At 72.2% G+C, this 18,572-nt stretch carries 16 protein-coding genes; 5 read left to right on the top strand and 11 right to left on the bottom strand.

What is annotated here, in order from left to right; genetic code table 11:
* Positions 1–101 precede the first annotated feature (101 nt).
* Entirely contained in the window at positions 102–932 is an 831-nt protein-coding gene (locus KIK05_RS38590; RefSeq protein WP_214415833.1) for an alpha/beta fold hydrolase, read from the top strand.
* A 10-nt stretch (positions 933–942) separates the two neighbouring features.
* Here KIK05_RS38590 and KIK05_RS38585 read toward each other — a convergent pair whose 3' ends face one another.
* The 4 genes from KIK05_RS38585 to KIK05_RS38570 form a co-directional block, all read right to left on the bottom strand.
* Positions 943–1,281 carry a TraR/DksA family transcriptional regulator gene (locus KIK05_RS38585; protein WP_214415832.1) on the bottom strand — a complete coding sequence of 113 codons (339 nt, stop codon included), beginning with the start codon at positions 1,279–1,281 and terminating at the stop codon, positions 943–945.
* A complete protein-coding gene (locus KIK05_RS38580) occupies positions 1,278–1,640 on the bottom strand; it encodes a TraR/DksA family transcriptional regulator (RefSeq protein WP_214415831.1) in 363 nt (120 codons plus the stop codon). Before KIK05_RS38580 ends, KIK05_RS38585 begins: the two co-directional genes overlap by 4 nt.
* Positions 1,641–1,845: 205 nt before the next feature.
* Positions 1,846–2,220 (bottom strand): hypothetical protein, encoded by a 375-nt coding sequence (locus KIK05_RS38575; RefSeq protein ID WP_214415830.1) that lies wholly within the window; start codon positions 2,218–2,220, stop codon positions 1,846–1,848.
* Positions 2,221–2,272: 52 nt separating this feature from the next.
* On the bottom strand, positions 2,273–4,081 hold the full coding sequence (locus KIK05_RS38570) for an ABC-F family ATP-binding cassette domain-containing protein (protein ID WP_214415829.1): 1,809 nt from the start codon (positions 4,079–4,081) through the stop codon (positions 2,273–2,275).
* Between the two features lie 234 nt (positions 4,082–4,315).
* Between KIK05_RS38570 and KIK05_RS38565 the strand changes: the two genes are divergently transcribed.
* The gene (locus KIK05_RS38565; protein ID WP_214415828.1) at positions 4,316–5,557 is read left to right on the top strand and encodes an alpha/beta hydrolase family protein; all 1,242 of its coding nucleotides are present in this window, start codon (positions 4,316–4,318) and stop codon (positions 5,555–5,557) included.
* A gap of 4 nt (positions 5,558–5,561) precedes the next feature.
* On the opposite strand, the gene KIK05_RS38560 is transcribed toward KIK05_RS38565, so the two are convergent.
* On the bottom strand, positions 5,562–6,506 hold the full coding sequence (locus KIK05_RS38560) for a 4-(cytidine 5'-diphospho)-2-C-methyl-D-erythritol kinase (protein WP_214415827.1): 945 nt from the start codon (positions 6,504–6,506) through the stop codon (positions 5,562–5,564).
* A 64-nt stretch (positions 6,507–6,570) separates the two neighbouring features.
* Positions 6,571–7,428, bottom strand: coding sequence for a 16S rRNA (adenine(1518)-N(6)/adenine(1519)-N(6))-dimethyltransferase RsmA (gene rsmA, locus KIK05_RS38555; RefSeq protein ID WP_214415826.1), 858 nt, complete (start codon positions 7,426–7,428; stop codon positions 6,571–6,573).
* Between the two features lie 133 nt (positions 7,429–7,561).
* On the opposite strand from rsmA, the gene KIK05_RS38550 reads away from it, so the two are divergent.
* The gene (locus KIK05_RS38550; RefSeq protein ID WP_214415825.1) at positions 7,562–9,283 is read left to right on the top strand and encodes a serine/threonine-protein kinase; all 1,722 of its coding nucleotides are present in this window, start codon (positions 7,562–7,564) and stop codon (positions 9,281–9,283) included.
* A complete protein-coding gene (locus KIK05_RS38545; protein ID WP_214415824.1) occupies positions 9,280–10,758 on the top strand; it encodes an FG-GAP repeat protein in 1,479 nt (492 codons plus the stop codon). Before KIK05_RS38550 ends, KIK05_RS38545 begins: the two co-directional genes overlap by 4 nt.
* A 17-nt stretch (positions 10,759–10,775) precedes the next feature.
* On the opposite strand, the gene KIK05_RS38540 is transcribed toward KIK05_RS38545, so the two are convergent.
* From KIK05_RS38540 to KIK05_RS38525, 4 genes are all read right to left on the bottom strand, one after another.
* The gene (locus tag KIK05_RS38540) at positions 10,776–11,783 is read right to left on the bottom strand and encodes a resuscitation-promoting factor (RefSeq protein WP_214415823.1); all 1,008 of its coding nucleotides are present in this window, start codon (positions 11,781–11,783) and stop codon (positions 10,776–10,778) included.
* Positions 11,784–11,917: 134 nt separating this feature from the next.
* A complete protein-coding gene (locus tag KIK05_RS38535; RefSeq protein ID WP_214415913.1) occupies positions 11,918–12,778 on the bottom strand; it encodes a TatD family hydrolase in 861 nt (286 codons plus the stop codon).
* Positions 12,779–12,968: 190 nt separating this feature from the next.
* Entirely contained in the window at positions 12,969–14,750 is a 1,782-nt protein-coding gene (gene metG, locus KIK05_RS38530; protein ID WP_214415822.1) for a methionine--tRNA ligase, read from the bottom strand.
* Between the two features lie 218 nt (positions 14,751–14,968).
* On the bottom strand, positions 14,969–16,201 hold the full coding sequence (locus KIK05_RS38525; RefSeq protein WP_214415821.1) for a glycosyltransferase: 1,233 nt from the start codon (positions 16,199–16,201) through the stop codon (positions 14,969–14,971).
* Positions 16,202–16,313: 112 nt separating this feature from the next.
* On the opposite strand from KIK05_RS38525, the gene KIK05_RS38520 reads away from it, so the two are divergent.
* A complete protein-coding gene (locus tag KIK05_RS38520; protein ID WP_214415820.1) occupies positions 16,314–17,816 on the top strand; it encodes a hypothetical protein in 1,503 nt (500 codons plus the stop codon).
* On the opposite strand, the gene KIK05_RS38515 is transcribed toward KIK05_RS38520, so the two are convergent.
* The coding region (locus KIK05_RS38515; protein WP_504740206.1) for a dolichyl-phosphate-mannose--protein mannosyltransferase at positions 17,813–18,572 on the bottom strand (760 nt) is incomplete at its 5' end. The genes KIK05_RS38520 and KIK05_RS38515 overlap by 4 nt on opposite strands.

Raw genomic sequence — 18,572 nt, 5'->3', positions numbered from 1 at the left:
ACGGACCCGGAAAGCGGCTCGCCCATGCCCGCGAAACCTAGGTATATTAGGTTTACGCCTAGGAGTCCTAGGTGACCTGAGACATGGAAAGTGTGAGTCGCGTGCGAAGCGATACTCTGCGGGTGCCGGGGGCGAGCATCTACTACGAGGTACGTGGTGGTGGCCCGGTGCTGCTGATGTTGCCCGGAGGAGGTGGCGACGCCGCCGTGTACGACGCGCTCGGCGACGTGCTCGCCGAGCGCTTCACGGTGGTCACCGTGGACCCGCGGGGGTACTCCCGCAGCCGGCTCGACCCGTCCGAACCCGCCGACCAGCGGGTCGAGACGCAGAGCGAGGACGCCTACCTCCTGCTCGACCACCTCACGCCCTCCGGAGAGGACGCCTACGTCTTCGGCGGCAGCGACGGCGCGATCGTCGCCCTCGACCTGCTCGCGCGGCACCCCGAGACGCCGCGCCTGGTGGTCGCCCACGAACCGCCGTACGCGAAGCTGCTGCCGGAGGCCGAGCAGGGGTTCTTCGAGGAGGTGTACGAGATTTTCCACACCAGGGGCCTCGAGGCCGCCGGGGCGCACTTCCTGGCCGGCATCGGCGGCACCATGAAGCCGCTGCCGGACCCGGCCACCCTGCCGCCGCGCGCCGCCGAGATGATCACCCGGCTCGGCGCCAACTTCCCGGTGTTCATGGAGCACGAGCTGCGGCAGTTCACCTCGCACGTCCCGGACGTGGACGCGCTCGCGGCCGTCTCCGACCGCGTGGTCCTGGCGGCCGGACGCCAGACGCGGGGGCACCTGCCGTACCGTCCGGCCGCGGCGCTCGCGGACCGCCTCGGAATCGAGCTGACCGAGTTCCCGGGCGGCCACAGCGGAAGCACCGACCACCCGGAGGAGTTCGGACGGCTGCTGCTCGACGTGCTGAGCAGCAGCCGGAAGTGATCCGAGGGCGTCAGCCCATCTCGTGGCGGCGCTGGCAGGCGACGCAGTTGCGGGTCAGCGGCCGCACCTTCAACCTCTCGAACGGGATGCGCGAGCCGCAGCCGGTGCACACGCCGTAGTCACCTCGGGCCAGGTTGTCCAGGCCCTGGGTGATCTCGGCGATGGCCCGGTCGGTCGCGGTGATGTCGGCGAGGAGGTCCTGCCATGACAGCCCCTCGCCGCCCGCCCCGTCCACCGAGGCCTTCAGATTGTCCAGCTGGCTGGTCCGCCACAGCAGTTGCTCCTGCAGTTCCTCGCGGATGGCCTGCACCTGCACGCTGCTGAGCCAGATGTCCTGGTCGTGGTTCATACGGCCACCTGCTCCAGGTGGGCCTGCCGGCAGGCGTCGCACTCCAGGACGTGCGGGGCCTTGGCGAGCTGGTCGAGCGGGATGAACACCCCGCACCGCCGGCAGGTTCCGTAGACGCCGCGGTCCAGGCGGACGATCGCCGCCCGGATCTTCGCGATGGTCACGTGCGCGTGCCTCGCGCGCTGCTTGAGCGCCTGCCGTGAAACGGTGTCGGACCCGGCGAGTCGCTCGTCGAGCCGAGCCAGCTCGGCTTCGGCCGTTTCGAGCCGGTCCTCCAGCAACGCCCGCAACCGTTCGAGCTGGGCGGCATGCCGCTGGTACTCCTGCATGAGTGTGTGCACTGATCTGATGTCCGCCATGACGACATCGACTCCTAGCCTTGGCTTTCGCCTGGAAGGGAGGGCGGGAGGCACGGTCGCCTCCGGGCCCGGACCCGTCAGGAAAGGGAAGATGGAGGCTCGTCAGCGAACGGGTCCCCACAGGGCCCGCGGAAGGGAGATGCCGCGACAGCCGCGGCACCACGACCTGTGGCCGTCCGACAGGGGCCACCCGCGACGAGCGTGGCTAGGCCAGAGGCGGGCTACGCGAGTCGGCGGGCCGGTGAGCCGACTCCTGCGGAGAGAAATCGGCGTTCGGGTCGCGCCACGACGTCCGCGGCACCGACCCTTCGTCCGCCCGGTCGACGGCGGGCGCGGAGGCGAGGGGGACCCGCCCCGGCAGATGTGCGGTCGTTCCGGCCGACGTGGACGGCATGGTCGAGGACTCCTCGACCCATGCCCCCGGCGCCCACAGCTCGCTGGCCACGCTGACCGAGCGCTGAGCGGGATCGCTGCCGTACCAGGCCGGGGCCGAGGCGATCAGCACCAGGGCGAACAGCAGCAGGCCCACCACCGTCGAGACGGCGGTGGGCCGATGCGCGGCCCGCCCCGAGTACGCCATGAGGCGACCATAGCCCAACCAGCGCGAATATGCGCGCGGGTAACCGGCCGGGCTACTCGGCGAGCTTCTCGGCCAGCTCCATCCACTCGAGCTCGATGGATTCCTTCTGCGCCTGGAGATCCTTGAGCTCGGCGTCGAGAGAGGCCAGCTTGCCGTAGTCGGCCGCCGCGTCCGCCATGGCGGCGTGCAGCGTCTCCTCACGACCGGCGATCTTGTCGAGCTGCCGTTCGAGGCGGGACAGCTCCTTCTGCGCCTCGCGCAGCTCCTTCGCCGACAGCCCGGCGGGCGCGGCAGCGGCGGCGGGCGCCTCGCCCGTCGCCTCGGTGCCGGTCGGCGCCGAGCCCGCCCGCGCGGTCAGGGCCGTGCCGGACGAACGGCGTTCGAGGTACTCGTCGACGCCACCCGGCAGCAGCGACAGACGGCCGTCACCGAGCAGCGCCACACAGCGGTCGGTCACGCGCTCCAGGAAGTAGCGGTCGTGACTGACCAGCACCAGAGTGCCCGGCCAGGCGTCCAGCAGGTCTTCCAGCTCGTTCAGCGTCTCGATGTCGAGGTCGTTGGTGGGCTCGTCGAGCAGCAGGACATTGGGGTCGTCCATGAGCAGCCGCAGCAGCTGCAGCCGGCGCCGCTCGCCGCCCGACAGGTCACCGACGACCTTCCACTGGGCCTCGCCGCGGAACCCGAGCCGCTCCAGCAGCTGCGACGCCGTCCACTCGCGCTTGCCGACCTGCACGAACTTGCGGACCTCTTCGACGGTCTCCAGCACGCGCCGGCTCGGGTCGAGCTCGCCGAGCTCCTGCGACAGGTGGGCCAGCCGCACCGTCTTGCCGCGCACGACCTTGCCGGAGTCGGGCGCGATCGAGCCCGCCAGCAGCCGCAGCACCGACGACTTGCCCGACCCGTTCACCCCGATCAGCCCGATGCGGTCGCCCGGACCGAACTGCCAGGTGCAGCGCTCCAGCACGAGCGGCCCCTCCGCGGGGCCGCCCGCGTGCAGCGTGACGTCGTCCAGGTCGTAGACGGTCTTGCCCAGCCGCGCGGAGGCGAAGTTGAGCAGCTCGACCGTGTTGCGCGCCGGCGGCTCGTTGGCGATCAACGCCTGGGCCGCCTCGATACGGAACTTCGGCTTGGACGTGCGCGCGGGCGGGCCGCGGCGCAGCCAGGCGATCTCCTTGCGCATGAGGTTCTGGCGGCGCTCCTCGGCGGCCTGGGCGATGCGCGCCCGCTCGGCCTTGGCCAGGACGTACGCGGCGTACCCGCCTTCGTAACGCTGGACGGTGCCGTCGACGACCTCCCAGGTGCGCGTGGACACCGCGTCGAGGAACCAGCGGTCGTGGGTGACGACGAGCAGGGCGGACCTGCGGCCGGACAGGTGGCCCGCCAGCCAGGCGATCGCCTCGATGTCGAGGTGGTTGGTCGGCTCGTCGAGGATGACCAGGTCGTGCTCGTCGATCAGCAGCCGGGCCAGGGCCGTGCGGCGCCGCTCGCCTCCGGACAGCTCGCCGACCTTGGCCGACAGGTCGATGTCGCCGAGGAGGTTGGCCAGGATCTCGCGGATCGCCTGGTCGCCCGCCCACTCGTGCTCGGCGCGATCGGCGAGCACGACCTGCCTGACGGCGAGCGCGGGGTCGAGGTCGTCGCGCTGGGACAGGAACCCGATGCGCAGCCCGCGGGTGTGGGTCACCCGGCCGCCGTCGGGCTTGACGGTGCCCGCGATCACGGAGATCAGCGTCGTCTTGCCGTCGCCGTTGCGCCCGACGACGCCGACGCGGTCGCCCGCCTCGATGCCGAGGGACACCTCGGACAGCAGCGGCTTCGGCCCGTAGGCATGGGAGACCGATTCGAGGTTTACCAGATTCATCGCCCTCAAAGCCTATCCGCAGCCCATGCGACGGCTTGCCACCTTCTCGCCGCCCACGACACGGCGGCGGCCGTACGACTCCCGGTGCAGCCGCCGTACCACCCGCTCCGGTGACGACCGCCCGCTGTCAGACCTCGGGGGGACTCCCGGATCCTGCTCGCGCCGGAGGAGCGGCCGGAAGATCGTTGGAAGGCTCCTGGTGGCAGGTCCCACCCCTGAAGAGGAGATGTCTCCGTGGCAGTACCGAAGACCCCGCGAACCCGATCCGCCGTCGCAGGGGCGGCGATCGCCGCCGCCTTCGTGACGCTCGCCGCCGCGCCGGCGACGGCCGCACCGGACGGCGCGCCGGCGGACGCCATCAAGATCTCGCTACCGGCGCCGACCGGGGGCCACCGGATCGGGACGGTCGCCCTGCACCTGGTGGACCGGTCGCGCTCGGACTCCCTGCGCCCCTCCCAGCCGTACCGGGAGCTCATGGTGAGCCTGTGGTATCCCGCCCGAAAGGCGGCGGACCTCCCCCTGGCACCGCAGATGCCACCGCTCGCCGCCGCCGACGTGGACACCGACACGGCCGCCGACCTGGGGGTCAAGCCCGGCCAGGTGGACTGGGCGGCGACCATGACCCACGCCCGGGTCGGCGCGCCCGTGGCCGCCACCGCGGGCGGTCTCCCCGTCGTCCTGTACTCCCCCGGCCTCGACGGGCCGCGCGCGCTCGGCACCGTCCTGGTGGAGGAACTGGCGAGCCGCGGCTACCTGGTCGTCACCGTCGACCACACCTACCAGCCTGACCAGGTCGAGTTCCCGGGCGGGCGGCTCGAAAAGGGCCGGCTCCCCCAGTCCCCCGACGAGAAGGAGTGGGCCAAGCTCATCAAGGTCCTGCTGGACACGCGCACGGCCGACATGGAGTTCGTGCTGGACCAGCTGGGGCGCGTCGACCGGGGGCAGAACCCCGACGCCGAGCACAGGACGCTGCCGTCCGGACTGCGCGGCGCCCTGGATCTCTCCCGCGTGGGGATGTTCGGCCACTCCTTCGGCGGGGCCACCGCCGCCCAGCTCCTGCACGACGACCGGCGCGTCGACGCGGGGATCAACATGGACGGCAGCCTCTACGGATCGGTCACGGACACCGGCGTGACCAGGCCGTTCCTGCAGATGGCGAGCAACGGCTCGACCCGGGACGGCGTCCACGGCTGGAAGTCGTTCTGGGAGAGATCGACCGGCTGGAAGCGGGAAGCCCGGTTCACCGGCACCGAGCACCTGTCGTTCTGCGACCTCCAGGCCATGGTCCCGCCGATCGCCGCCGAGCTGAAGGATTTGCCCGCCACCGAATTCATCGGGACCATCGACCCGAAGCGCTCGATCGCCGCCCAGCGCGCGTACGTCACCGCGTTCTTCGACCTCCACCTTCGGGGACGCCGCACCCACCTGTTCGACGCCCCCAGCAAGGAGTACCCGGAGGTGAAGCTCGTCCCGTGACGGTCTAGGCCGGCACGATCGTCGCGCCGGGGACGGGACCGTGGGCCGTCACGGCGGTGCGGCAGACACCGGCGGCGTCCAGGGCGCTGGCCAGGCCGGACGCGTGGGCCTCGGACTCGGCGAGGAAGGCACAGGTGGGGCCGGAGCCGGAGACGAGCGCGCCGAGGGCGCCGTGCTCGCGCCCGGCGGCCAGAGTGCGGACGAGCGGACGGCACATCAGCAGGGCGGCCGGCTGCAGGTCGTTCACCAGGGCCTTGCCGAGCCCGTGGGCGTCCCCGGCGGCGAGCGCGGCCATGAGCGGCTCGGACGCCTGCGGCCAGCCGACCCGCTCCCCGGTGGCCTCGCGCAGCCGGTCGCACTCGGCGTACACCTCACCGGCGGACAGGCCCGCGTCGGCCAGGGCGAACACCCAGTGGAAGCGGCCCTCGGCGGTGACGGGGGTGAGCTTCTCGCCCCGGCCGGTGCCGACGGCCGTACCGCCGAGCAGGGCGAAGGGGACGTCGCTGCCGAGCCCGGCTCCGATCTCCATGAGCTCCTGCGTGGACAGGCCGAGACCCCACAGCTCGTTGCAGGCGACCAGGGCGGCGGCCGCGTCGGCGCTGCCCCCGGCCATGCCGCCGGCGACGGGGATGGCCTTGCGGATCGTCAGCCGCGCGCCGGGCGACCGCCCGGCGCGCTCGGCGAGGGCATGGGCGGCCCTGACCGCGAGGTTGCCGCCGTCGAGCGGGACCAGGTGCGCGGACTCCCCTTCCACCTTGACCGTGACCGCGGCACCGCCGGGGGCCGCCCCGTTGGACACGGCGCCGCCGGGGGCGATGTCGTCGGACGCCGTGACCTCGTCGAAGAGGGAGACGGCGTGGAAGACGTTCGCCAGGTCGTGGTAGCCGTCGTCACGCGGCGGCCCGACGGAGAGCTGCAGATTGACCTTGGCCGGCACCCGAACGGTCACGGAAGTCACGAGAACTCATCGTAACGGCCGCCCCCTGCCGAACCCGGCGGACACCCTGAACAGGTCAGGGGCGGTGTTCGGCGATCCGGGCGAAGTCCTCGACGTGGAGCTGCTCCCCCCGCAAAGAGGGGTCGACGCCGGCCGCCCGCAGCGCGGTCTCGGCGGCGGCGGCGGTGCCCGCCCACGAGGCGAGGGCCGCCCGCAGCGTCTTGCGGCGCTGGGCGAAGGCCGCGTCGACGACGGCGAACACCTCCTCGCGCGAGGCGCTCGTCGCCGGCGGCTCGCGCCGGGTCAGCGCGACCAGGCCGGAGTCGACGTTCGGCACCGGCCAGAAGACCGTACGGCCGACCGGGCCGGCGCGGCGCACGTCGGCGTACCAGGCCGCCTTGACCGAGGGCACGCCGTACACCTTGGACCCCGGCCCCGCCGCCATGCGGTCGGCGACCTCCGACTGCACCATCACCAGCCCCCTGCGCAGCGAGGGCAGCACCTCCAGCAGGTGGAGCACGACGGGCACGGCCACGTTGTACGGCAGGTTGGCCACCAGGGCGGTGGGCTCACGGCCGATCTCCTCGGGGCGTACCCGCATGGCGTCGGCCTGGACGACGGTGAGCCGGCCGGCGAGCGAAGGGGCGCGCTCGGCGACGGTCAGCGGGAGCTGGGCGGCGAGGACCGGGTCGATCTCGACGGCCACCACCTCCCGGGCCTCGGGAAGCAGCGCGAGGGTGAGGGACCCGAGCCCCGGCCCCACCTCGATCACCACGTCGTCGTGCGCCACCTCGGCCACCCTGGCGATGCGCCGTACCGTGCCGCCGTCGATGACGAAGTTCTGCCCGAGCTTCTTGGTCGGACGAAGATCGAGCTTGTCGGCGAGATTGCGTATTTCCACCGGACCGAGCAGGCTCACGATTGAACTCCCCATCCCCCCAGTGTCCCGCACCGAACACCCTGAGGCGGATGCCGTGTGCAACGACCACCGGCCGCAACCGATCTACAAGCGGGACGAAAGCGTGGGTGGGTAGCGTTACCGCGCCACGAGCGAGGAGGCGTCGTCGATGGACCGATCCGGTGCGGAGCCGCTACGTCCGGACGACCCCGAACACATCGGGCCGTACCGCCTGCTCGGCCGCCTCGGCCAGGGCGGCATGGGCACGGTGTACCTCGCCGAGGCGCCCACGGGCAGGCAGGTGGCCGTCAAGGTGGTGAAGGCCCAGCTCACCGTGGACGAGGGCTTCGCCGTGCGCTTCCACGCCGAGGTGACCAACGCCCGCCGCGTCGCGTCGTTCTGCACGGCGCAGGTCCTCGACAACGGCAACGCCGAGGACGGCCGGCCGTACATGGTCACCGAGTACATCGCGGGGACCCCGCTGTCGCGGCAGATCTCCCGGTACGGCGCGCTGGAGGCCGGCACGCTGCACGGTGTCGCGCTCGGCGTCGCGGCGGCGCTGGCGGCCATCCACGTCGCGGGCCTGGTGCACCGTGATCTGAAGCCCGCCAACGTCATCCTGTCGATGTCCGGGCCCCGCGTGATCGACTTCGGCATCGCCCGCGCGCTGGACGCCAGCCAGGGCGTGACGCGGTCGGGCGAACTGCTCGGCACGCCGGGCTGGTGGGCGCCCGAGCAGGTGCGCGGCGAGGAGATCAGCCCGGCCGCCGACGTGTTCGCCTGGGGGTGCCTGGTCGCCTACGCCGGGAACGGACGGCACCCGTTCGGGCGCGGCGACATGCTGGCCCTCGCCTCCCGGGTGCTGGCCGGCAGGCCCGACCTCGGAACCCTCCCCGCGCCGCTCGACCGGCTGGTGCGGCTCGCCACCGATCCCGAACCGGCCCGCAGGCCGTCCGCCCAGGATCTTCTGATCGCGCTGGTCGGCGGCGAGATCGCCCGCCCGGCGTCCCCGGCCGTGCCGGTGGACCCTCCGACGCTGGTGGCGACGGAGGTGCTGCACGAGTCCTGGGAGCCGCCCGCGAACGTGGCCGCCGCCGTGCCGGGCACGACGATCATCGACCCGGCGTCCCCCGAGGTCGAGACGCCTCCCGTCCTGACGGCCAGGACAGGTACGCCGCTCGCCGCCCGCGCCGAGCCCGGCCCCGCCGACGTTCCCGTGGACGTCCGGGCCGAGTCCCGCCCCCGTGGGCCCGACGTCCCCGTTGACCGGAGGGGGATGCCCGCCGCCGGGAACGCCGGGGAGGACACACGTCCTCCGGCGGACACGTCCGTCACCACGATGCCGTCCCCGGCCGAGGTCCCGCCGCCGAGCCGGTCACGCAGGTGGCTGCTGCCCGCGCTGACGGTCGCCGCGGGGCTCCTCGTCACGGCGGGAGTGCTGGTCATGGTGAGCCCGGGCGGGCGGCCACCGGTCCGCGCGACGGGGGTGGCCGCCGTCACGGCCCCGGCCGCCTCGCCCGGCCCGGACGTGGGCCGGCGCTTCGCGGCGAGCGGCTTCCCCGACGGCCCGCAGTTCGTCGTCCCGCGCCCCGCCCGCTGCGGCCTGACCTCCTACCAGGGCGCTCCTGCGCCCCAGGGACGCCTGTGCGTGATCGGGTGGACCCTGCTGAACCCGGGCGGCGAACAGGCCGCGACCGGCGGCGAGTCCCCGGTCCTGGTGGACGACCGCGGCGGCGAGCACCGGCCGCTCTCCTCCGCGTCGGTCCCCGAATCGCTGGCGCCCGGCGGCAGGGCCGACGGCGTCCTCTTTTACGACCTTCCTTCCGGCCGGGGCGCGGCCACGTTGAAGGTGCGGTTCTCCGGTTCCACGGCGATCGAGGTGCGGCTGTGAAGAGACTTCCGATGTCCGCCCTGCTCGCCGTGTTCCTGCTGGCCTCGGCGTCCCTGCCGGCGACGGCCGCGCCGAGGGCGGAGACGGCGGCCGGTTGCTCGGCCGACGACTTCGACGGCGACGGGCACGACGACGTGGTCGTGGGCGACCCGCTGGCCGACGCGGCGGGCGTGCGGGGCGCGGGAGCCGTCCACGTGGTGAGCGCCGACGGCGGCAAGGGGATCGTCCTCACGCCGCCCGACCCGCAGGAGGGCGAGGCGTTCGGGTGGGCGGTACGGGCCACCCACTACGACGGGGACGCCTGCCTCGACGTCGTCGTCGGCGCCCCGTACGAGGACGGCGGCGGACGGGCCGACGCCGGGGCGGTGTACGTCTTCCACGGCGGTCACACGCCGCCCGAGGTCACCAGGATCTCCCCGCCCCACCCGGAGCGGAACGCGCACTTCGGCTGGTCGCTGGCCGCCGCCCCCGCCGGGGCCCGCCCGGCGGTGCTGGCCGTCGGCGCCCCGTACGAGGACGCGGACGGCACCACCGACGCGGGGGCCCTGTACATCTACTGCGCCGACGCGCGCGGTGAGCCCGGCACCCCCAAGCGGGTCACACAGGACGCCGAAGGCGTCGTGGGCAACAGCGAGGAAGGCGACATGTTCGGCTGGTCGCTGGTGTTCGGACGCCTCGGCGGGCGCGCCGACTCGGTCGACCTGGTCATCGGCACGCCCTACGAGAACGACGACGGGGTCGGCAAGCAGGGCGGGTCGGCCGGCAAGCCGGACACCGGGGCCGTGGAGGTGATCTACGACATCGCCGAGCAGGGGAACACCTACACCAGCGTGAACTGGGGCATCCCGGAGTCGGTGCGGGACGTCCCCGAGCATCCCGGCGACCGGTACGGCTACGCGCTCGCCTACGCGGAGTTCCGCGGCAAGCCCTACCTGGCGGCCTCCGCCCCGCTCGCCGACGCCGGCGGCGCCGCGGACTCGGGACTGGTGGAGATCTTCCAGCCCGACTCCGCCGGCAAGGTGCGACCCGTGCGCACCATCCGGCTCGGGGCCGAGGGCCTGGACGGGCCGGCGGAGGCGGGCGCGGGACTCGGCTGGTCGCTCGCCATGGTGGGGTCGGACAAGGACCTCTGCCTGGCCATCGGCAGCCCCCTCGACTCCAGGAGCGGCGCCGAAGCGGGCGTGATCAGAGAGGTCTTCCTGAGCGGCGACCACGGCGAGCGCCGGCTGCAGCTGCAGGAACCGCGTCCCCACGACCACTTCGGCTGGTCCGTCGCCGCCTACGGCGCCACGGCGCCGTACGGCCCCGGGACGGGGCTGGTGGCGGGGGTGCCGGACGACACGGCGGCGCCGGGCGGCGCGGTCGCGCTGCTGCGGGAGGGACGCCAGACGGCGCTGCTGGTGCCGGGACGCGACGGGGTCCCCGCCGTGCCCCAAGGCTCCTCGGCCGACTTCGGCGCCGCCGTCAGCGGCTGAGGCGGGGCCAGGGGCGGTCAACGGTTGAACAGGCGGGCGCCGCAGTTGGGCCACTGGCCGCGCCAGCGGCCCGCGACCCGCTGGTAGAGCACCTGGGCGCGGTAGGTCTGCTCCTCCGGGGGCCAGTCGAGCGGCGTCCTCATACCGCCGGCCGCCCGCCACATGGGCAGGCTGAACATGTACATGCCGTAGTAGGGGCCGCTGGGGTTGAACGCCCGGGGATTGCCGAGGGTCTCGCAGACCGCGAGGGCGGCCCAGTTGAGGCCCGCCACCGCCGGCTGGACGGCCACCAGGCGAGGCGGGAACCGCGGTGCCGCGGGACGCGGCGGAGCCGCCGGGATGACGCGGATCACCGCGCCGTCCTCGGGAAACGCGCCGAGCGGAGGACGCACCTTGTCGCCCCGGGCCGGCCTGATGTTCTCCTGGGCCAGCACCGCGCGCACCGTACGGCTCATGGTGACCGTCGTCACGCGCCTGTGGCCCCGCACGATGGTCACCCTGCGGTGGGTGCGGACGTCCAGGGCGAAGCCCGAGATCGGGATCTGGCGCATGCGGGAGGCCGACAACGTCGCGGGGCGCCGGTTCAGGCTCAACTGCTGGAGGGCCTCGCCGACGTTCAGCGCGGTCACGGTGTGCCGGCTCGTGCGCCCGTCGACGGTGAGCACCAGCGGCCTGGCGTGCCGGACGACGATCGACGAGCCGTCGCGCACCTGCGCCCCCGGCACGGGGGCCACCTCGTCGCCAGGGCCCACCCGGACGCCGGAGTCGGCCAGCACCTCCGCCACGGTGTCACCGAAGCTGCGCACCGTCGCCTCACCGCCGTCGACGGCCAGGTGGACCTCCTTGGCCGGGACGACGCCGACGAGGTACCCGGCGGCCACGCCCGCGACGGTGGCGCAGACGATGGCCGTCCAGCGGGAGCGGGCCACCGCGCGTACGCCCGACAGCAGACGGGAGCGGCGACGCCGGGCACGGCGCGATCCGGCGCGCCGGGCGCAGGGTTTTCGAGCCGGTGATCGATCCACAGCGAGTCCTTCGGGTAGGCCGGCTGCCGACGCTAACGCCGGCCCCGCACCCCCTCAACCGGTTCACCGAAACCAGACGGTGACGTGAACCTCACTTGGGGTCACCGGGCCGGACGCCGGGATCGAAGCGGGAGCTACCAGGCGCCGAAGACCCGCTCGCCGTTGGCGCTGACGGTGCGCGCCAGGTCATCCACATGCATGCCCTTGACCTCGGCGAGGCAGCGCAACGTCAGCGGGATGAGGTAGGGCGCGTTGGGCTTGCCGCGGTGCGGGGTGGGCGGCAGGTAGGGGGCGTCGGTCTCGACGAGGACGAGCTCGGGGGGAGCCACCTCGGCCGCCTCGCGGAGGTAGCCGGCGTTCTTGTAGGTCACCGGGCCGGAGAATGACATGAAATATCCGGCGTCGACGCACGCGCGGGCCATCTCGGCGTCACCCGAGTAGCTGTGGAAGACGACCACGTCCGGGGCGCCCTCCTCGGCCAGGACCCGCAGCACGTCGTCGTGGGCCTCGCGGTCGTGGATCACCAGCGCCTTGCCCGTGCGCTTGGCGATCTCGATGTGCGCCCGGAAGGAGGCGTGCTGGTCGTCCTTGGAGGCCCAGTCGCGGAAGTAGTCGAGCCCGGTCTCCCCCACGGCCCTCACATGCGGCTCGCGCGCGAGCTTCTCGATCTCGGTCAGCGTCTCCGGCGTCGCGGCGTGGGCCTCGTTCGGATGGATCGCCACGCCCGCGTACACGCCCTCGTGGACGCGTGCCGTCTCGGCGTTCCACTGCGAGGAGCGCAGGTCGTACCCGATCGTCACCAGACGCGTGACACCCACCGCCCGCGCCTCGCGGAGGATGCGCTCGACACTGCCGCCCGCCGCCTGCGCGGCGAGCGCCACCGGGTCACCGGAGGACGCCCGCCGGTCGCCGACCATGATGTCGAGGTGGCAGTGGCTGTCGAACACCTCCGCCCCGAGCGGCTCCGGGGCGGCGGGGATGCTGGTCACAGGCATGCTCTCCATCGGGCTGTATTTGATCGCCTCGCGGTGCTTGATTGCCTCGCTCCGCTCGGCGGCGAGGGGCGCTCCTTGAGGCGGCGGGCTTCGTCGTCGTACGGGCTCGTACCTCACCCTCCCTCCTCCTCAGACCACCGCCGCGCCCGTACTTGATTGCCTCGCCTTCGCTCGGCGGCGAGGGGCGCGGTCACTCGCCGAGGCGGGCGAGTTCCTCGTCGACGACCTTCGGGTCGAGCTTGGTGAACAGCGGGGTCGGCGGGGCCAGGGGGATGCCGGGCCGGATGGGCTTCGACTCCCAGGTGGCGGCACCGTCGTACTCGCCGGTGATGACGGGGTAGGAGCCGCCGCCCTCCTCGTCGACCTCGCGGATCTCCGGCATGCCGGACCACACGCCCTGCCCGCCGAGCATCGAATACACCTTGTTGGAGGAGGTCGGCAGGAACGGCGTGAGCAGCGTCTTGGCGTCGTCGACGACCTGGAGCGCCACGTGCAGGATCGACTTCACGCGCTCGGGATCGTCCTTGAGCTTCCAGGGCTCCTGCTCGGCGAGGTAGCGGTTGGCGTCGCGCACGACGTCGAACGCCTCGGTGACGGCGTTCTTGAACCGCGAGCGGCCGAGCTCGGCGCCGACGGCCGGGAACGCGGCCCGGCTGCGCTCCAGCAGCGCCCGGTCGGCGTCGGTGAGGTCGCCGGCCTCGGGCACCACGCCGAAGTTCTTGGCGGCCATCGAGATCGACCGGTTGACGAGGTTGCCCCAGGCGGCGACCAGCTCGCCGTTGTTGCGGTTGACGAACTCCGACCAGGTGAAGTCGGTGTCCTGGTTCTCCGGGCCCGCGACCGCGATGTAGTAGCGCAGCGCGTCGGCGTCGTAGCGCTCCAGGAAGTCGCGGACGTAGATCACGACCTGGCGGCTGGAGGAGAACTTGCGGCCCTCCATCGTCAGGAACTCGCTGGAGACCACCTCGGACGGCAGCTCGAGCGTGCCGAGCGATCCCGGCGAGCCGCCCCGCGCACCCTGGCCGTTGTAGCCGAACAGCATCGCCGGCCAGATCTCGGCGTGGAAGACGATGTTGTCCTTGCCCATGAAGTAGTAGCCGCGGGCGTCGGGGTTCTGCCACCACTGCCGCCAGGCGTCGGGGTCGCCGGACCGACGCGCCCACTCGATGGAGGCGCTGAGGTAGCCGATGACCGCGTCGAACCAGACGTACAGCCGCTTGTCGTCGCGGTCGCGCCAGCCCTCCAGCGGGATCGGCACACCCCAGTCGAGGTCACGGCTGATCGCCCGCGGCTGGATGTCGCCGAGCAGGTTGAGCGAGAACTTCAGGACGTTGGGCCGCCACTCGCCCTGCTTGGACTGCAGCCAGCTCCCGAGCACCTCGGTGAAGGCCGGCAGGTCGAGCATGAAGTGCTCGGTCTCGACGAACTTGGGCGTCTCGCCGTTGATGCGGCTCTTGGGGTTGATCAGGTCGATCGGGTCGAGCTGGTTGCCGCAGTTGTCGCACTGGTCGCCGCGCGCCCCGTCGTACCCGCAGATGGGGCAGGTGCCCTCGATGTAGCGGTCGGGCAGGGTGCGGCCGGTGGACGGCGAGACGGCGCCGAGGGTGGTCTTGGGGAAGATGTAGCCGTTGTCGTACAGCCCCTTGAAGATCTCCTGCGCCACGGCGTAGTGGTTGCGCGTCGTGGTGCGGGTGAACAGGTCGTACGACAGGCCGAGCGCCCTGAGGTCCTCGGCGATGACCCGGTTGTAGCGGTCGGCGAGCTGGCGGGCGGTCACGCCCTCCTTGTCGGCCTGCACCTGGATGGGCGTGCCGTGCTCGTCGGTGCCGCTGACCATCAGCACCTTGTTGCCCGCCATCCGCTGGTAACGGCTGAAGACGTCGGACGGCACGCCGAACCCGGAGACGTGCCCGATGTGGCGGGGACCGTTGGCATAGGGCCACGCGACGGCGGTCAGAATGTGCTGGGACATGTTGACAAGCCTAGAGGGCCGGACGCGCCGTCTCGAACTCATTACCGCGTTTACGGCGCATCCTTCGGACGCGCCGCGCCTGGGCGCTCTTGTTCACGGCGCGTCCTGCCGACGGGCGGCGCGAGGGCGCTCCTCGGGCCGATGGTCTTCGGTCGTCATTCGGACGGGCTCGTCCCGCTCCCTTCCTCCCTCTGACCACCGGCGCGCCCTCGCACGGCTCAGGCGGGAGTCGACTCCGGGGCGGAGTCGCGCTTCACGGCCTCGGCGGCCTCCTCGGCCGCGGAGGCGGCGACGTCGACCGGGGTCTCCTTGGTGCGGCGGATGCCCAGGATGCTGATGAACAGCGAGGCGAAGATCGTCTGGAAGCTCATGATGAGCGCGGTCGCCGACGGGACGACCAGGCGCAGCGACTCCGCGGGGAGCAGGGGGCCGAAGTTGCGCACCTGCCAGTGGGCGAGCGAGGCGACCATGCCGGCCAGACCGGCGATGGCCAGCAGGCCGCCCGCGACCAGGCCCTTCTCGAGGGTGACCACGTCGACCAGGCGCTTGACCCGCCTGTCCTCGGGCAGGAAGCCCTCCTCGGCGGCGTACACCTTGGTGAACAGGCCGAACAGCACCGCCTGGAACCCGATCACCACCATCGCCGACGCGCCGACGAGGGTGTCGACGTCGAAGGCCAGCTTGCCGATGTAGACCGGGCCGAAGGTGAGGGCGGTGCCCGCCACCAGGCCGAGGACCATCAGGGCGATGCCGGGGATCAGGAACAGCCAGCGCGGGCTGTACAGCAGCAGGAAGCGCAGGTGGCGCCAGCCGTCGCGCCAGGAGCGGAGGTGCGGCGGGCGGGAGCGGCCGTCGGGGCTGAGGGTGGTGGGCACCTCGCGCACGTCGAGGCCCTGCAGCGTGGCCTTGACCACCATCTCGCTGGCGAACTCCATGCCGCCGGTCTGCAGGCCCAGCTTGAGGATGGAGTCGCGCCGGAACCCCCGCAGGCCGCAGTGGAAGTCGCGGATCTGGCTGGGGAAGAACAGCCGGCCGATGAACGACAACACGGGGTTGCCGAGGTAGCGGTGGAGCGGGGGCATGGCGCCCGGCGCGATGCCCCCGCGGAAGCGGTTGCCCATCACCAGGTCGGCCCCGTCGCGCAGCTGCTCGACGAACGGCAGCAGCGCGGTGAAGTCGTAGGAGTCGTCGGCGTCTCCCATGATGACGTAGCGGCCACGGGCGGCGCGGATGCCGCCCATGAGGGCGTTGCCGTACCCCTTGGCGTCCACGTGCACCACACGTGCCCCGGCGTCGCGGGCCAGTTGCTGGGATCCGTCGGTGCTGCCGTTGTCGGCGATCACGACTTCACCCTCGATGCCGTGCTCCGCCATGCAGGCGAGTGCCTTGCGAACGCACGTCTCGACGGTCTCCGCCTCGTTCAGGCATGGCATGACCACGGTCAGTTCCACGTCGAAACCTCTCGTCTGCGCGTCGATCATTTCGGTCCGTAGTTAGACCATGATGCCCTCTGCCCCAACCTGCTCGGGTCAAGTCCACGAAACGGCTGGCATCCTGTAAACCATGGTGACCGTTGCCGAACCGGCACAGGCCGACGCGCCCACGCCGCGCAGGGGCGCGCGTCTGCTCGGGTTCCTGAAGCGGCGCCGCCTGTTCGTGATCGCCTTCACGCTGGGCGCCGCGCTCCGGGTGATCACGATGCTGGGCTACCGGCCGGCGATGTGGTTCAACGACTCCTACGAGTACGTCTCGGTCGCCCTGCACCCCCGCCCGCACCCGATCCGTCCGGACGGGTACGGGTTCTGGCTGCTGATCCTCAAGCCCTTCCACAGCTTCGGGCTGGTCGTCTTTACCCAGCACCTCATGGGGCTGGCGACGGCGGTGCTGATCTATGTGCTTCTGAGACGCAAATTTGGCCTGCCCGACTGGGGCGCCACGCTCGCCACCGTGCCGGTGCTGTTCGACGCCTACCAGATCCAGCTCGAACAGTTGATCATGTCCGACACCATGTTCACGGTGCTGATCGTGGGGCTTGTCACATTGGTGCTGTGGCATGACTCCATGTCATGGCGTACGGGGATCTCGGCGGGGCTGCTACTCGCGCTGATCGCGCTCACCCGCAGCATCGGCCTGCCGATCCTGGTCGTGGTCGTGGTCTTCCTGGTCATCAAGCGCACCGGCTGGAGGCCGATCGCGGCGGTCGTCACCGCCTGCGCGGTGCCGGTCCTGGCGTACATGGGGTGGTTCGCCAGCGCCCACGGGCAGTTCGCCCTGACGCAGAGCGACGGGCTCATCCTGTACATGCGCACCGCGAAGTTCGCCGACTGCAAGAAGATCAAGCCGGACCTCCAGCGCGAGCAGGACCTCATCCCGCTCTGCAACAACCCGAGCAGCCCGTCCACCCCGTTCTCGCAGCTCTACCTCTGGTACACCGGCCAGGGGGAGGTGCTCCACCGCTTCGGCACCGACAAGTTCAACAGGGCGGTCAACGACACGGCGGGCGCGTTCGCCAAGCGGGCGATCCTCGCGCAGCCCGGCGACTACCTCCGGGTGGTCGCGGGCGACCTGGTGCGCAGCTTCCGCTGGGACCGCCCGGTCTGGCCCGACGCGAACACCTGGAAGCAGTACCAGTTCGACAGCAACGGCGTCTCGGCGGGCGACTCCGTCAGGCTGCTGAAGTCGCCGCCGCACTGGCCGGCGTACGGGGGCACCACGGTCGACCGCGAGATGGTGGCCTACGAGCAGGGCCGGGCCAGCACGAAGGTCTACTGGCCCTGGGCCACGATCATGGAGCGCTACCAGCGCGTGGCCTACCTTCCCGGGCTCGGCATCGGCATCGCCATGCTGGTCGGCGCGGCGGGGGTGGTCGCGCGCTGGCGGCGGCTCGGCGGCCCCGCGCTGCTCCCCCTGGTCGCGGCGGCCGCCCTGGTGGTGTCCCCCGCCGCGACGGCCGAGTTCGACTACCGCTACCTGCTGCCCGCCGCCCCCCTGGCCTTCCTCGCCGCCGCCGTCGCGCTCAGCCAGTGGGTACGGCGCCCGCGCGAGGTGGCCTCGGAACAGGCCTAGATCCAGCTGCGGAACAGCATCCGCCTGTTCCACTCCTCGAACGGGACGAGCTCGGCGGACAGCACGGGGTGCAGCCAGCCGAAGTTCACGATGGTCAGCAGCATGAACGCCCCCACGACGGCGGCGCCGGCCGCCCTGCGGGTGGTGCCCGCCCCGGCGGGGCCGATGATCAGTCCGGCGGCCAGGGTCAGGGCGAGGATCATGAACGGCAGCAGGGGGGCCATGTAGAACAGGAACATCGTGCGGTGGTCGGAGACCGCGTAGTAGAACCACGGGAGCCACCCGGCGGCGTACGCCAGCAGCACCGCGCCGGCGCGCCAGTCGCGGGTGGAGACGTACCAGGCGAGGAGCGCGATGAGGGCGATCACCGCGCCGAACCAGATGACCGGCGTGCCGACGCCGAGGATGGCCTCGGAGCACTTGTCCGCGCCGCACCCCTTGCTGTTGTCGGGGTAGTAGAACGCCACCGGGCGCAGCAGCAGCGGCCACTGCCAGGGCCACGACTGGTAGTCGTGATGGTCCGTCAGGCCGGTGTGGAAGCCGAGCACCTGCACCTGGTAGCCCACCCAGGACCGCAGCGAACTGAACACCCAGTAGGGCCATCCGGCGCTGGTGGCCTGGGCCCAGTCGCGGCCCCAGCCGTAGGGGGTGGCGAACCAGCCGGTCCAGGACACCAGATAGGTGAGAGCGGGCACCAGGGCCATGGGGAGCAGGGCGGTGGGGGCGTCCTGGCGCAGCGCCGACCCGTAGGGGCGG

It is taken from the genome of Sphaerisporangium fuscum (genome assembly GCF_018531465.1).
GTDB lineage: Bacteria > Actinomycetota > Actinomycetes > Streptosporangiales > Streptosporangiaceae > Sphaerisporangium > Sphaerisporangium fuscum.
This window is presented reverse-complemented; position numbering and strand designations above follow the sequence as displayed.

Excerpts from the sequence above, each read along its gene's own strand:
- KIK05_RS38585 (WP_214415832.1), bottom strand. The coding sequence starts at position 1,281 with ATGAACCACGACCAGGACATCTGGCTCAGCAGCGTGCAGGTGCAGGCC.
- KIK05_RS38580 (WP_214415831.1), bottom strand. The coding sequence starts at position 1,640 with ATGGCGGACATCAGATCAGTGCACACACTCATGCAGGAGTACCAGCGG.
- KIK05_RS38575 (WP_214415830.1), bottom strand. The coding sequence starts at position 2,220 with ATGGCGTACTCGGGGCGGGCCGCGCATCGGCCCACCGCCGTCTCGACG.
- KIK05_RS38570 (WP_214415829.1), bottom strand. The coding sequence starts at position 4,081 with ATGAATCTGGTAAACCTCGAATCGGTCTCCCATGCCTACGGGCCGAAG.
- rsmA (WP_214415826.1), bottom strand. The coding sequence starts at position 7,428 with ATGGGGAGTTCAATCGTGAGCCTGCTCGGTCCGGTGGAAATACGCAAT.
- KIK05_RS38550 (WP_214415825.1), top strand. The coding sequence starts at position 7,562 with ATGGACCGATCCGGTGCGGAGCCGCTACGTCCGGACGACCCCGAACAC.
- KIK05_RS38535 (WP_214415913.1), bottom strand. The coding sequence starts at position 12,778 with ATGCCTGTGACCAGCATCCCCGCCGCCCCGGAGCCGCTCGGGGCGGAG.
- metG (WP_214415822.1), bottom strand. The coding sequence starts at position 14,750 with ATGTCCCAGCACATTCTGACCGCCGTCGCGTGGCCCTATGCCAACGGT.
- KIK05_RS38520 (WP_214415820.1), top strand. The coding sequence starts at position 16,314 with ATGGTGACCGTTGCCGAACCGGCACAGGCCGACGCGCCCACGCCGCGC.